We start from the raw sequence: 14,184 nt of genomic DNA, 5'->3' as shown, positions 1-14,184 counted from the left end.
AAGCGCCTGCCTAGTCAAAGCGGCCTAGCTCCGTGCTGGCAAACGTCCACTCGGGCGTGTCAAATTGTGGGGTCGGGGGGCTTGGTACTGCAAACCAGGCCCCTAGTGCCGGCTGGTCCACGTTGCGCAATACGTGGATATGCTGGGCCGGCATGTAGCTCTGCAAGAGTAGCAGGTAGCGCTGGCCCGTGCGCGGGTTGAGTGCTACGTCGGCCACCAGCACGGCGTGGCCGGGCCGGCCGCCGTGCACCAATACGTCGCCGGGCTGGGCATCGGCCAGCGGCACTGGCGCTACCTCGCGGCTCAGCGACAGCGTGCCCGCGTAGCCGAACACGGGCCGCAGGTAGCGGCCCAGCGCGGCGTGGCTAGGCCCCTCGGCTGGCTTGGGCGTGGGGCACACCTGCACGCCCTGCACCCGAAACGTGGTGCCGGATAGGTAGTCGGAAAACCACGCATCGTAGCCAGTGGTAAGGTGAAAATGAATCTTATTCGGATTAACGCTGAATAAATATTCGGCCCGCAGGCGCATCACGGCATCGGCGCACTGCTGCAAATCTTTAGTGCCGGGGTCGATGTTGACCACGGCCGCTACCACGGCCTGGTTGTCTTTCGGGCGCCCGTCGTAGAGGCGGGCTAGGGTGCCCGCTGGCCGCAGCGGCAGCCCACGCAGCCACTCACCCCATGAGCCGGCGGCTACGGGCACGCGCTGGCAGCCTGGCGGCACCCCAAAGCGCTGGGCCAGTGAGCCCGTAGCAGCAGCCGGTCCGGCCAACCACGGATATACTGGCTGCGGTGGGCGGGGCGAAGCGGCGGAGGCCGCCAGCAGGGCTAGCCCAAGGAGGGAGGGTCGAAGCAGCATCGCGCTAAAATTTGCTAAGCAGTGAGCCAAGGCTCAACGCCGCCGGGCCGCCAACGGTATTGCCAAGATAAAAAAAGGCCTTGCCAAACTGGCAAGGCCTTTCGGGTGCTGCAAGCCGCACACCTACTTGCTGGCGGCAGATTTTTTTGCTGTTGCGGGCTTGGTCGCAGTGGCTTTTTTCTTGGTCGCTGGCTTCTTGGCAACGCTCTTGGTAGCTGCCGCCTTGATGGCTTTTTTAGCGGGCGCGTCGGCTTCTTTCTCTGGTTTTTCGGCGGCTTTCTTACCAAAGCGGCCCCCTTTAGCGGGCTTGTCGGGCGTGGCGGCGGCTAGCTCCAGGCAGCGCTCCAACGTCAGGTCGGCCGGCTCTTCGCCCTTCGGAATCTTTACATTTTTCTTTCCTGCCACGATGTAGGGCCCAAAGCGGCCATTGAGCACCTGCACCTCGGGGTTTTCATCGAAGCTCTTAATAAGGCGCTCGGCATCGGCCTTGCGCTTGCCCTCAATGAGTGTCACCGCCTCCTCGCCCGTAATGGTGTGCGGGTCCTGCTCCTTGGTAAGGGAGTAAAACTTGCTGTCGTGGCGGATGTAAGGGCCGAAGCGCCCTAGCGCGGCCGTCATGTCCTTGCCCTCAAACTCGCCTACCACGCGCGGCAGCTTGAAGAGGTCCAGCGCTTCTTCGAGCGTGATAGTTTCAATAAACTGGCCTTTACGCAGGTTGGCGTAGGCGGGCTTGGTTTCGCCCTCAGTGTCGCCAAGCGCCACGTAGGGACCATATTTGCCGAGGCGGGCCGTTATTTTTTCGCCCGTTTCGGGGTGTAGGCCAATTTCGCGAGTGCTGCTGAGCGTGCTGCGCTCGATATCCTGGCCGCGCTCCACACTGGCATGAAAGGGCTCGTAGAAGCCGGCTAGCATGTGGCCCCAGTCTTCGTGGCCGTTGGCTATCTGGTCAAACTCATCCTCGACCTTAGCCGTGAACTGAAAGTCCACGATGGCTGGGAAATGCTCTACCAGGAAGTCGTTGACAACCAGGGCTGTATCAGTAGGGAAGAGCTTGGCTTTGTCGGCACCATAGGTTTCGGTGCGCTGCTCGGTCTTCACTTCATCGCCTACCAGAGCCAGCGCATAAATCTTGCGCTCCTTGCCCTCGCGCGAGTCCTTCTCCACGTAGCCGCGCTTCTGTACGATGCTGATAGTAGGCGCGTATGTGCTGGGGCGGCCGATGCCCATCTCCTCCAGCTTCTTTACCAGCGAAGCCTCGGTGTAGCGGGCCGGCGGCGTGCTGAAGCGCTCAGTAGCCGTCAGGGTTTGCAAGGGCAGGTTCTGGCCCACGCTCAAGGGCGGCAGGCCGCGCGAGAACGAGCTTTCGCCGTCGCTAGGCTGGTCGTCATCGTCCTTGCTTTCGGCGTAGGCTTTCAGGAAGCCCTCAAACGTAATGACCTCACCAGTAGCCGAAAACGTGGTGCCCGGCTGCGTGCTGATGCCGATAACGGCCGTGGTGCGCTCTACTTGAGCATCAGCCATCTGCGAGCCCATGGCCCGCTTGCGGATGAGGTCGTAGAGGCGCTGCTCGGAGGCATCGGCGCCGGCCTTTACCTGCTTGAAGTCGGTGGGGCGGATGGCTTCGTGGGCCTCCTGGGCCGAGGCCGACTTGGTTTTGAACTGGCGCTCGTGGGCGTACTCGGCGCCGTAGGCGGCCTCGATGGCCTCACGGGCACCCTTGCGAGCTTCCTCGCTCAGGTTTACCGAGTCGGTACGCATGTAGCTGATGCGGCCGGCTTCGTACAGCTTCTGGGCCACCGTCATGGTCTGGGCCACCGAGAAGCCCAGCTTGCGCGAAGCCTCCTGCTGGAGGGTAGACGTAGTAAAAGGTGGCGCTGGGCTGCGCTTGCCTGGTTTTTTATCGAGGCTATTAATACTGTAGCTAGCCCCGATGCAGCGCGTCAGAAAGGCTTCGGCTTCCTCGCGGGTCTTGTAACGGGTGGGCAGTTCAGCTTCCAGCGTAGTGCCCTGGCCGGCGTCGAAGCGCGCTACCACGCGGTAGGCACTGGCCGATTTGAACTGGTTTATTTCGCGCTCGCGGTCCACTACTAGGCGCACGGCCACGCTCTGCACGCGGCCCGCGCTCAGGCCGGCTTTCACCTTGCGCCAGAGCACGGGGCTGAGCTCGAAGCCCACGAGGCGGTCGAGCACGCGGCGCGCCTGCTGGGCGTTGACCAGGTCGATATTAATCTCCCGCGGATTCTGAATGGCGGCGAGAATAGCCGACTTGGTAATCTCGCGAAACACGATGCGCTTCGTCTTGTCGGCCTTTAGGTTAAGGGCTTCTGAGAGGTGCCACGAAATGGCTTCACCCTCGCGGTCGTCGTCACTGGCCAGCCACACGGTTTCGGCTTCTTTCGAGAGCTTTTTGAGCTGCGAAATCAACTCGCGCTTGTCGGCATCGACCACATAGGTAGGCTTGAAGCCGTTGGCGACGTCGATGGCATTATTGTCCTTGGGCAGGTCGCGAACGTGCCCGTAGCTGGACTTTACCACGAAGTCCTGGCCGAGGTAGCCTTCAATGGTTTTAGCTTTGGCGGGCGACTCGACGATAACTAGATTCTTGACCATGCGGCGGCGATAGGGGGCGGGGGTAAGTGTCTTATCAGGATGTGGAGAACGCAGGCTCGGCCCGAAAAGTTAAAAGCGGGCACAAAGATGCACGGTCGGCGCCAACTACAGCCGCCGCCGCCCGTAGCTAGGCCTCCAACGCTTGCCGGATAGCCCGCCGCGCCTACTTTTGTTGGTCTCCACTGCGAGCCTTCTCGCCCCACCCTCTCCGCCTCCCTTCCGCATGGCTGCCGCCAAAAAGAATTCTGCCCCCAAGCTGACTGCCGAGCCTGCCGCTGACGCGGTGGCCGAGGCCCCCAGCAATCCGGTGTTTCCCGATAGCGCCCGCAAGCGCGGCTCGCGCCGCGTGGAGGCCGAAATAACCCGCGATACCGACTACGTGAATGAGCAGCTCAACCGCGTGCTCTACGCCCTCGATGCCTTTAAAAAGGGCGATGTATCGGTGCGCCTGACCAAGCAGAACGACGACATCTTCTCCGAAATTGCCGAGGCCTACAACTCGATGGTGGAGATGATTGGCGGCGTGGGTGGCGAGGTATCGCGCATTTCGAAGGTGGCCGGGGTGGAAGGCAACCTGAAAGCCCGCGCCTCAGCCGACGGCGCGGCGGGCTTCTGGCGCGACATGCTCAACAACATCAACGGCCTGGTAGACTCGATTGCCGTGCCGGTACTGGAAGTAGGCAAGGTGTTGAAAAACATCAGCCGGGGTAACCTCGACGAGAGTTTCCAGATTCCGGTGTCGGGCGACTTCAAGGTGATGGCCGAAACCATCAACCGCACCATCGACAACCTGAACGTGTTCGCCGGCGAGGTAAGCCGCGTGGCGCAGGAGGTAGGCACCGAGGGCAAGCTCGGTGGCCAGGCCGTGGTGCCCAACGTGGGCGGTGTGTGGAAGGAGCTGACCGACAACGTGAACACGATGGCGGCCTCGCTCACCAGCCAGGTGCGCGACATTGCCAACGTGACCACCGCCGTGGCTAGGGGTGACCTGAGCCAGAAGATGACGGTAGACGTGAAGGGCGAGCTCTTGCAGCTCAAGCAGAACCTCAACCAGATGGTGGACTCGCTCAACCTGTTTGCTGGTGAGGTAACCCGCGTGGCCCTCGACGTGGGCACCGAAGGGAAGCTGGGCGGCCAGGCCAGCGTGCCGGGCGTGTCGGGCACCTGGAAAGACCTGACCGACAACGTAAATAACATGGCCGCCAACCTGACCTCTCAGGTACGCGACATCGCCAACGTGGCTACCGCCGTGGCTAGGGGTGACCTCAGCCAGAAGATGACGGTGAACGTGAAGGGCGAGATTCTGGAGCTGAAGAACATCCTGAATCAGATGGTGGACTCGCTCAACATCTTCGGTGACGAAGTAACCCGCGTGGCCCGCGAAGTAGGCACTGAGGGCAAGCTGGGCGGCCAGGCCGTAGTGCCCCGCGTAGGTGGCACGTGGAAAGAGCTGACCGACAACGTAAACACGATGGCCGCCAACCTGACTTCTCAGGTGCGTGACATCGCCAACGTGGCAACTGCGGTAGCCCGCGGTGACCTGAGCCAGAAAATGACGGTGGATGTGCAGGGCGAGATTCTCGACCTGAAAAACATCCTGAACCAGATGGTGGACTCGCTCAATATCTTCGCCGGCGAAGTAACCCGCGTGGCCCGCGAAGTGGGTACCGAGGGCATCCTGGGCGGCCAGGCCAACGTGCCGCGCGTATCGGGTACCTGGAAAGACTTGACCGACAACGTAAATACGATGGCCTCGAACCTGACCTCTCAGGTACGGGACATTGCCAACGTGGCCACCGCCGTATCGCGCGGCGACTTGAGCCAGAAAATCACGGTGAATGTGCGCGGCGAGCTGCTCCAGCTCAAGGAAAACCTCAACCAGATGGTGGACTCGCTGAACGTATTTGGCGACGAAGTAACCCGGGTGGCTCGCGAAGTGGGCACCGACGGTAAGCTGGGCGGCCAGGCCGTGGTGCCGGGCGTGAAAGGAACCTGGAAAGACCTGACCGACAACGTGAACACGATGGCGGCCTCGCTCACCAGCCAGGTACGCGACATTGCCAACGTGACTACCGCCGTGGCTAGGGGCGACCTCAGCCAGAAGGTATCAGTAGACGTGCGCGGCGAGCTGCTCGACCTCAAGGACAACATCAACCAGATGGTGGACTCGCTCAACATCTTTGCCGGAGAGGTAACCCGCGTGGCATTGGAAGTGGGCACTGAGGGCCAGCTGGGCGGCCAGGCCGTGGTGCCCAACGTGAGCGGCGTGTGGAAAGACCTGACCGACAACGTAAACACGATGGCCACCAACCTCACCATCCAGGTGCGGGGCATTGTGAAGGTAGTAACAGCGGTATCGCAGGGCGACTTGACCCAGAAGCTGATGCTGGAAGCCGCCGGCGAAGTGGCTGACCTGGCTCAGACCATCAACCGGATGGTGGACGACCTTAACCGCCTGGCCTCGGAAGTAAGCCGTGTAGCCCGCGTGGCGGGCGCCGAGGGCAAGCTCACCGAGCGCGCCACGGTGGGCGGCGTGTCGGGCTCGTGGAAAGAACTCGTGGATACGCTCAACGCGCTGATTGAGAGCATCGCCCTGCCGGTGCTCGAAGTAAGCCGCGTGGTGCGTGCCATCTCGGAAGGCGACCTGACCCAGATGGTGGAAATTCAGACGACCGGCGACATTCTCTCGATGTCGAACTCGCTCAACCAGGCCGTGGAAAACCTGAACGCCCTGCTCGGCGAAATCAACGATTCGGCACAGGTAGTGGGCACTTCCTCGGAAGAGATGGTGGACAAAGGCCAGGAAATGAGCCGCGTTACCGTTGACGTGGCCCTAGCCATGCAGCAGATGGCCGAAGGCGCTCAAAACCAAGCCTTGAAAACCGACCAGGCCTTCAAGCTGATTGAGGAAATTATGACGGTTACCAAGGAAACGGCTAACAAGGCCGACGTGGTAAACAAGTCGGCCATCATGGGTGAGCAGACATCGCAGCAGGGCCTGAAAACGGTGGCGGAAGTGGTGAAAAACATGGAGGAAATCTCCAGCGCCGCCACCCAGACCTCACGCACCATCGAAGTACTCTCGACGCGCTCGCAGGAAATCAGCAAGTCGCTAGGGGTTATCACCGACATCGCCTCGCAAACCAACCTGCTGGCCCTCAACGCGGCCATCGAAGCAGCCCGCGCCGGCGAGGCCGGCCGCGGCTTCGCGGTAGTAGCCGAGGAAATTCGCAAGCTGGCCGAAGGCTCGCGCAAGTCGGCCAACGAAATTGCCACGCTGGTAGAAGATGTGCGCAAAGACACCACCAGCGCCGCCACCGCTATCTCGGCGATGGAGGACCGGGTATCGCGCGGTAAGAACGCCACCTTCGAGGCGAGCGCGGCCTTTAAGAACATTGCCACGAGCAGCGGCGAAACGCTGCGCAGCTCGCGCGACATTCTCACCGCCACGGCCCAGCAGCAGACCTCGATTGGCGACGTCGTGAAGTACGTGGAGGAAGTGGTAGCCATTGCCGAGCAAACCGCCACCGGCACCCAGCAGGTAGCCGGCACGGCCCGCCAGCTGTCGTCGTCGATGCAGGAGCTCACCAGCTCGTCGCAGCGCCTCTCCGACATTGCCGACGACCTCCAGGACGGCCTCGAAACCTTCCAGCTCTTCGACTACGCCCCCGAGCCGGAGCCCGAACCCGAGCCCCAGTCCCAGCGCCGGGTACGCCGGCCGGCCCCGGCAGCGGCAAAAGCCGCTGCTCCGGTGGCTACGCCAGCCCCAGCTAGGGCCAGCCGTCCGGCTCAGGCACCCCGCCCGGCCACCGCTGAAACTCCTGAAGCCGCTACGGATACCGACCACGCGGCTAGCAACGGCCATGCTGCCAACCGGGTGCGCCGGCCGGCCGCCGCTACCCCTGTTGCCGAGCCCGCCGGCAAAAAAGCCGTGCGCCGTGCCAAGCCCGAAGCCACAAAAACCGACAAGACTGCGGAAGGCACTACGCCAGCCCGCACCCGGTCGCGGGTTAAAGCCAAATAATACCCTGGCCACCCAGCCCTCTCCACCCACCCGTTTGCGCTTATCTGTTAAATAATGGCTGATTCTGCTTCCCGTCCGGCACCTATTTCGGGCCGGGCTGCGCCGGCTGCCCCCGAGGCAGTCGTGCAGCTGATTGTTTTTCGCCTGGGCGATGAGGATTATGGCATCCGCATCGAGCAGGTAAAGGAAGTGACTATCACGCCCGAGGTAGTGAAAATGCCTAAGACACCACCCTTTATCAAGGGTATTACCAACCTGCGCGGCGATATTATTGCCGTAGTTGACCTAGAAGAGCGCTTTCAGCTGCGGCCAGCCGGTCGGCCCGTGCCGGAGTTTTCGTACACCCTGGCTGTAGAGGCACCCGACTACACACTAGGCCTGATAGTGCGCGAGGTGCCGCGCCCGGTCACCATTCCGGTAAGTGCCATTGAGCCGGCGCCGGAGTTTGTGCAAGACAGCGGCCAGCGCGAAAAATATTTGGAAGGTATTGCAAAATTACCTGGCCAGCAAGGTGTCATTATCGTGCTGGATATGCTCAAGTTACTTACCCCTAGTGAGATAATGCGCTTGCCAGGGCAGGCACCCAGCCACGGTGGCCGGGCCGCTGCCAAGGAAGCTGCGGCGACCAATGCACCCTCGGCCGGGAAATAGCCGTAGATGAGCCAGCTACTGGCTCTTAGTGTCCCAGCCTACTCTCCTTATTTCACTCTCTTAGAATTACTTGTAAATGAATAAGCGCATTCTCATCGTCGACGACTCGTTCTATATGCGGACGATGCTCAAGAATATGCTCACCGATGCGGGCTACGACGTGGTCGGCGAAGCCGCCAACGGCCAGCAAGCCCTCGAAATGGCGGTAGCAACCAACCCCGACCTGATTACGCTCGACGTTATCCTGCCCGACAACACCGGCCTCGATGTGCTCAAGGGCATTCGCCAGCAGCAGCCCGATGCTAAAGTAGTTATGTGCTCGGCCGTAGGCCAGGAAACTATTGTGAATGAGGCCATTGAAAATGGCGCATTGGCTTACATCGTGAAGCCCTTCTCGGAAGAGCGCGTGCTGGAGATTGTCGGCAGCGCCCTGCAGGGCGACGGCTCGCCCGCCTAGTTTTAATTGCCAGCGACTACGCCAGCCGCAGGTTGAATGCCCGTTAACGCCACCATCTTGCTTTTTTTACCTTTTTCTACGCAATGCAGCCGGGCACTCCGCCCTGGCTGCTCCGGCTCGCAAGCCCTAGCTGGCTTTCGGGCGGGGCGTACGCGGCGGGCTGATACTTATTCTTTGATTGTTAGGCCATGACAGCGCGCGAGCAAGAATATCGGGAGCTGTTTATGGCCGAGGCGTTGGAATACTACGACGCCATGTCGCGCCACTTGAGCGAGCTCGAGCGCAACCCGCAGGACGTGGCGGCGCTCAACGAGCTGTTCCGGCTCATGCACAACCTCAAGGCCAACGCTCGTGCGATGGGCTTTGTGGACATGGGGGAAGTGGCCCACAAGATGGAAACCTTGTTCGGGCAGATTCGCAGCAACGAGCGCACGTTTACGGGCTCGCTGGTGCCGCTCACGTTTCGGGCCGTTGATATCTTGGGCAACATGATTCGGGCCGTTGGCTCGGGCCAGGAGGCGGTTGATGCCAAGTCGCTGCTCGAAAACCTCGAACATCTCATCAAGGGCGAGGAAATCGTGGAAACGAGCGCCCCCCAAACTGAAGATGAGGCCGAGAGCGACGCCGCTCGCAAGCTGGAGCTATCGGACCTGGTCTATATCCCCGTTAAGAAACTCGATAACCTGCTGAATCTGGTGGGCGAGCTCGTTATAGACCGCGACCGAATTCTGACCCTAGCGGCCGAGCTTGGCCACCCCGCCCTGCAAGCCACAGCCCGGCACTTATTTCGCATATCTGACGACCTGCAATACTCCGTAATGGACGTGCGGCTGGTCGGAGCAGGGGTATTGCTGAATAAGTTTCCGCGTGTGGTGCGCGACGTAGCCGCCGCCGAAAACAAGCAGGTAGAACTGACCCTAGCCGGCCAGGATGTACAGATTGACCGCAACGTGCTGCAGCTCATTACCGATGCGCTGCTCCATATTGTGCGCAATGCGGTGAGCCACGGCCTCGAAGACCCCGCTGCTCGCCAGGCCGCCGGCAAGCCGGCCGCAGGCAAACTGCTCATCACGGCCCTGACCGAGCGCGACGATGTGCTCATTCAGGTGCAAGATGATGGGCGTGGCATCAACACCGAGGCCGTGCGCCGCAAGGCCGTGCGCCAAGGCATGCTAACGGCCGATGCCGCTGCTGCGCTCGATGAGCAGGAGGTCTGGGCGCTGCTGTTTGAGCCCGGCTTTTCGATGGCCGAGCAAATAACCGATATCTCAGGCCGGGGCGTGGGCCTCGATGTAGTGAAGCTGGCCATCGACTCGCTAGGGGGGCGCCTGCGCGTCAACTCCGAGCTGGGCAAGGGTACCACGTTTACGCTGGTGCTGCCCACTTCCATCGCCGTGAAAGGTGCGCTGCTCATCGAGCTCGATGAGCGGGCCTACGCGGTGCCGCTGCTGCATACCGACACGGTGTTAGCCCTGCCTAATGACCAGATTTTTGCCGTGGGCGGGCTGCTAATGACGCGCATCCAGGACGAAAATATACCGCTGGTGCCGTTGCAACAGTTGCTATACTCGGAGGGCGATGAGCCGCTGCCCCGCGCCACCCGCGCCGACCTGCCACCCGATGCGGGCTTGCACCAAATACTGGTGGTGAGCTACAATAATCGGCGTCTGGGCTTGCTTATTGACCGGTTCTTGCGCCAGCAAAACATTGTGGTTAAATCCCTGAGCAAGCCGCTGGATACCATTGATTTGTTTGGAGGCGTTACCCTACTGGGCAATGGGCAGCTCTGCCTGGTGCTGGATGTGCCAGCTTTAACCCGACTGTTTCTGGCCAAACGCCCTTGATTTTAGCTGCTTCCTACCCTTTTCCGTATTAATTTGCCAGCTTCTGCGCCGTCGTTACGAACTAAGCCGTTATGAATTTATCAATGAATGAGTTAGAGCGCGATATTATCCGCGAAATTCTCAACATCGGCCTGGCCCGGGCGGCCGACAGCTTTGCGGTGATTGCGCAGGAGCGTGTGATGCTGGAAGTGCCCAATCTGGACTTGCTGCCCAGCAGCAGCATTATTGAGCGGGTGCGCGACTATCAGACGCGCTACGTGGCTATCCAGAGCGACATCCGGGGCGATTTCAACGGCTCGACTTTTATGTTCTTCTCAGGGCAGCACGTGCAGCGGCTGTCGCGGGTGTGCCTGCGCATGCACGTGCCCGACACCTTGCAGCTCAATGAGCTACAGGAGTCGCTGTTGTTGGAAATTAGCAATATTATTACAGGCGCTTTGGTAACGCAGCTGGCTAATATCTTAAAAGCCAATATCTACGGTGCTCCCCCGCTAGCCCCAACGGGTGACTTGGCTACGGCATTGCATAGTCTGATGCCCGACCCGGACGCGTTGCAACCGCTCATCTTCTCTGTCATTACGCAGTTCTCTGACAAAGAGAATTCGGTTGAGCTACCGCTCATGCTGTTTTTTGACCGGGCTACGTTTGAGAAAATCCTGGAAATTATCCGGACTTACGATTTTCTGGGCAAAACGCAGTCTGCTGCGTAAGCGGCTCTTTACCCCCGTATACTAACTGGCTCGTTGCTTTTTTGAACAGGTGACGGCCAATACTTTATTTATTTTTCACCCACCAAGTGCTAACCGCTTGGTGTTCTTTTTTTAGCCGTGTCAGATTCCACGCTCGCGCAAAAAATCGCCAATTTTGACCCCAATGCTTTAGGCGATGCCGCCGGCGGCCTGTTTGGGCTGCCCTTTACCCCCGAGGAGGCGCAGGTAGTTGTAGTGCCCGTGCCGTGGGAGGTAACCGTGAGCTACCGTGCCGGTACTGCCCAGGGGCCCGATGCCATTCGGGAGGCGTCGCTGCAAGTAGACCTCTACGACCCCGACCTGCCAGAGGCTTGGAAGCTCGGCCTGGCGATGGAAGAGCCCGATGAGACCATTGCCCAAACCAGCCGTGACCTGCGCCCCCTGGCCGCTGACTACATCGGCTGGCTAGAGGAAGGCCAGCCGGCCAACGGCGCGGCCCAGCACGGCAATGTGCCCGCCCGCATCACGGCCGAGGGCGATAAGCTACTACAGTGGCTCAAGCAAAAAACTGGCGCCCTGCTGGATAGTGGCAAGGCCGTGGCTGTGCTGGGTGGCGACCACAGCACGCCGCTAGGCTTTATGCATGCGCTGGCCGAGCGCCACCCCGACGGCTTTGGTATTCTGCAAATAGATGCGCACTGCGACCTGCGCCCCGCTTACGAGGGCTTTCAGTATTCGCACGCCAGCATCATGTACAATGCCTTGCAGCTGCCGCAGGTAAAGAAGCTGGTGCAGGTAGGCATTCGGGATATGTGCCAGCAGGAAGCCGACCTCATCGAGCACTCGGTGGGCCGGGTAGCGCTGTTTGGCCAGCGGTTTATGAGCGAGGAGAAGTTTGCGAAGAAGTCGTGGAAGAAGGTGTGCGGTAAAATCATTGCCCAGCTGCCGCAGAAAGTTTACCTCAGCTTCGACATCGACGGCCTCGACCCCAAGCTCTGCCCCGGCACCGGCACGCCCGTGCCCGGCGGCCTCGAGTTTGAAGAAGCCACCTATCTGCTACGCATGATTGTGCGCTCGGGCCGTACCATTATTGGGCTGGACCTCAACGAGGTAGCGCCCGGCGATACAGACTGGAACGGTATTGTGGGCGCGCGCCTACTTTATCAGTTGTGCAACTGGATGGCTGTTTCGCAAGGCCGTTTAACCGCGAAAGGCGTAGAAAGCCCGGAATAATTCTTTCTCACTCCTTCACTCTCCGTCTCATGGGCAAATTCATTCTCAAATTCATTCTCACGGCCGTACTCACTTACGGCTTGGCGCAGGTCCTGCCCAACGTGCGGCTCGATGGTGTAGGCAGCGCTGCCATTCTGGTTATTGTGCTAGGCCTGCTGAATGCCACCGTAAAACCCATACTGAAGATAATCGGCTTTCCGATTACCATCTTGACCCTGGGGATTTTTCTGCTCGTTATCAACGTCATTATCGTGAAGCTCGCCGATTTTCTGATGAGTAGCTTTGCCGTGACGGGCTTTGTAAGCGCACTGATTTTCAGCCTCGCGCTTTCGCTGGTAACGGCCGTGGTCGATATGATATTGGACTAGCCCCCTGGGTACATCAATACACTAAAAAAGCCCTCTGCCAAAGCAGAGGGCTTTTTTAGGGCCTAGTAGAGTCCGATGCTACACGCGCCGGATGTCGGCGCCGAGCGCGTTCAGGCGCTCGTCAATATTCTGGTAGCCGCGGTCAATCTGCTCCACGTTCAGGATTTTGCTGGTGCCTTCGGCTGAGAGGGCGGCTATGAGCAGCGCCACGCCGGCGCGGATATCGGGCGATGACATGGTGATGCCATTCAGCTGCTTGTGGCGGTCGAGGCCGATGACGGTGGCGCGGTGCGGGTCACAGAGAATAATCTGAGCGCCCATGTCGATGAGCTTGTCCACGAAAAACAGGCGCGACTCGAACATCTTCTGGTGAATGAGTACCGTGCCCTTAGCCTGGGTGGCAATAACGAGGATAATGCTCAGCAAATCAGGCGTAAAGCCCGGCCAGGTGTGGTCGCTTACCGTAAGGATAGACCCATCGAGGTAGGTGCTGATTTCGTAGTGTTCCTGCGCCGGCACGAAGATGTCGTCGCCGCGAAACTCCAAGTGAATGCCCAGCTTGCGGAAGGTGTCAGGAATAATTCCCAGCTCCGGAATCTGGCAGTCTTTGATAGTGATTTCGGAGCCCGTCATGGCCGCTAGGCCGATAAAGGAGCCAATCTCAATCATATCGGGCAGCATACGGTGCTCGGTGCCGCCGAGGCTTTCTACCCCTTCGATGGTAAGTAGGTTGGAGCCGATGCCCTGAATCTTGGCGCCCATGCGCACCAGCATGCGGCATAGCTGCTGCAAGTAGGGTTCACAAGCTGCGTTGTAGATGGTGGTGGTGCCCTGGGCCAGCACGGCGGCCATCACGATGTTGGCGGTGCCCGTTACGCTGGCCTCGTCGAGCAGCATAGAGGCGCCGTGCAGCTTGCCGCCAGGCACGCTGAGGCGATAGAAGTCGGTACCTTCCAACGTGAGGTGCGCGCCCAGCTTTTCGAGGCCCACAAAGTGCGTATCGAGCGGCCGACGGCCGATTTTATCGCCACCCGGCTTGGGCAGCTGGGCGCGGCCGTAGCGGGCCAGTAGGGGGCCTAGTATCATCACCGAGCCGCGCAGCTCGCGGGCCTGGGCCACAAACTCGGGCGTGTCGAGGTAGTCGAGGCGTACGTCCTCGGCCTGAAAAACATAGGTGTCGGGGGCCACGCGGCCCACCTTCACGCCCATATCGCGCAGCAGCTCAATGAGCTTGTTCACGTCCCGAATGTTGGGCACGTTGCTGATGGTAATGGGCTCGGGGCTGAGTAGCACCGCGCACAGAATCTGGAGCGCCTCATTTTTAGCTCCTTGAGGAATAATCTCCCCGTGCAGCTTCCGTCCGCCGCGCACTTCAAATGCAGCCATTCTTCTTTAATTATCGATTAACAATGAGCAATTAGCAAATGGCTAGCAGCTGAAAGCCCCTAG

At 60.2% G+C, this 14,184-nt stretch carries 10 protein-coding genes; 7 read left to right on the top strand and 3 right to left on the bottom strand.

Features of this window, described 5'->3' with window-relative positions:
- Positions 1-10: 10 nt before the first annotated feature.
- Together J4D99_RS06605 and topA are read right to left on the bottom strand one after the other, a co-directional pair.
- Positions 11-859: a DUF4846 domain-containing protein gene (locus J4D99_RS06605; protein WP_208130929.1), complete on the bottom strand. Its 849-nt coding sequence runs from the start codon at positions 857-859 to the stop codon at positions 11-13.
- Positions 860-982: 123 nt separating this feature from the next.
- A complete protein-coding gene (topA, locus tag J4D99_RS06600; RefSeq protein WP_208130928.1) occupies positions 983-3,469 on the bottom strand; it encodes a type I DNA topoisomerase in 2,487 nt (828 codons plus the stop codon).
- Between the two features lie 223 nt (positions 3,470-3,692).
- On the opposite strand from topA, the gene J4D99_RS06595 reads away from it, so the two are divergent.
- The 7 genes from J4D99_RS06595 to J4D99_RS06565 all read left to right on the top strand — a co-directional run bounded on the left by J4D99_RS06595 (position 3,693) and on the right by J4D99_RS06565 (position 12,735).
- Positions 3,693-7,493, top strand: a complete 3,801-nt coding sequence (locus J4D99_RS06595; protein WP_236018555.1) for a methyl-accepting chemotaxis protein — start codon at positions 3,693-3,695, stop codon at positions 7,491-7,493.
- A gap of 54 nt (positions 7,494-7,547) precedes the next feature.
- On the top strand, positions 7,548-8,144 hold the full coding sequence (locus tag J4D99_RS06590; protein WP_208130927.1) for a chemotaxis protein CheW: 597 nt from the start codon (positions 7,548-7,550) through the stop codon (positions 8,142-8,144).
- A gap of 76 nt (positions 8,145-8,220) precedes the next feature.
- Positions 8,221-8,601: a response regulator gene (locus J4D99_RS06585; RefSeq protein ID WP_173113152.1), complete on the top strand. Its 381-nt coding sequence runs from the start codon at positions 8,221-8,223 to the stop codon at positions 8,599-8,601.
- A 188-nt stretch (positions 8,602-8,789) separates the two neighbouring features.
- A complete protein-coding gene (locus tag J4D99_RS06580; protein WP_208130926.1) occupies positions 8,790-10,445 on the top strand; it encodes a chemotaxis protein CheA in 1,656 nt (551 codons plus the stop codon).
- A gap of 71 nt (positions 10,446-10,516) precedes the next feature.
- A complete protein-coding gene (locus J4D99_RS06575) occupies positions 10,517-11,155 on the top strand; it encodes a chemotaxis protein CheC (RefSeq protein ID WP_236018554.1) in 639 nt (212 codons plus the stop codon).
- A 117-nt stretch (positions 11,156-11,272) separates the two neighbouring features.
- On the top strand, positions 11,273-12,367 hold the full coding sequence (locus J4D99_RS06570) for an arginase family protein (RefSeq protein ID WP_208130925.1): 1,095 nt from the start codon (positions 11,273-11,275) through the stop codon (positions 12,365-12,367).
- A gap of 29 nt (positions 12,368-12,396) precedes the next feature.
- Complete coding sequence (locus J4D99_RS06565) at positions 12,397-12,735, top strand: phage holin family protein (RefSeq protein ID WP_208130924.1); 339 nt, start codon at positions 12,397-12,399, stop codon at positions 12,733-12,735.
- A 78-nt stretch (positions 12,736-12,813) separates the two neighbouring features.
- Here J4D99_RS06565 and murA read toward each other — a convergent pair whose 3' ends face one another.
- The gene (gene murA, locus J4D99_RS06560; protein WP_208130923.1) at positions 12,814-14,121 is read right to left on the bottom strand and encodes a UDP-N-acetylglucosamine 1-carboxyvinyltransferase; all 1,308 of its coding nucleotides are present in this window, start codon (positions 14,119-14,121) and stop codon (positions 12,814-12,816) included.
- Positions 14,122-14,184 lie beyond the last annotated feature (63 nt).

Source organism: Hymenobacter sp. BT559 (assembly GCF_017571525.1).
GTDB classification, from domain to species: Bacteria; Bacteroidota; Bacteroidia; order Cytophagales; family Hymenobacteraceae; genus Hymenobacter; species Hymenobacter ginsengisoli.
This window is presented reverse-complemented; position numbering and strand designations above follow the sequence as displayed.

What these genes read in the sequence shown, in the direction of transcription:
- J4D99_RS06585 (WP_173113152.1), top strand. Translation starts at nt 8,221, where the DNA reads ATGAATAAGCGCATTCTCATCGTCGACGACTCGTTCTATATGCGGACG.
- J4D99_RS06575 (WP_236018554.1), top strand. Translation starts at nt 10,517, where the DNA reads ATGAATTTATCAATGAATGAGTTAGAGCGCGATATTATCCGCGAAATT.
- topA (WP_208130928.1), bottom strand. Translation starts at nt 3,469, where the DNA reads ATGGTCAAGAATCTAGTTATCGTCGAGTCGCCCGCCAAAGCTAAAACC.
- J4D99_RS06580 (WP_208130926.1), top strand. Translation starts at nt 8,790, where the DNA reads ATGACAGCGCGCGAGCAAGAATATCGGGAGCTGTTTATGGCCGAGGCG.
- murA (WP_208130923.1), bottom strand. Translation starts at nt 14,121, where the DNA reads ATGGCTGCATTTGAAGTGCGCGGCGGACGGAAGCTGCACGGGGAGATT.
- J4D99_RS06595 (WP_236018555.1), top strand. Translation starts at nt 3,693, where the DNA reads ATGGCTGCCGCCAAAAAGAATTCTGCCCCCAAGCTGACTGCCGAGCCT.
- J4D99_RS06605 (WP_208130929.1), bottom strand. Translation starts at nt 859, where the DNA reads ATGCTGCTTCGACCCTCCCTCCTTGGGCTAGCCCTGCTGGCGGCCTCC.
- J4D99_RS06565 (WP_208130924.1), top strand. Translation starts at nt 12,397, where the DNA reads ATGGGCAAATTCATTCTCAAATTCATTCTCACGGCCGTACTCACTTAC.
- J4D99_RS06590 (WP_208130927.1), top strand. Translation starts at nt 7,548, where the DNA reads ATGGCTGATTCTGCTTCCCGTCCGGCACCTATTTCGGGCCGGGCTGCG.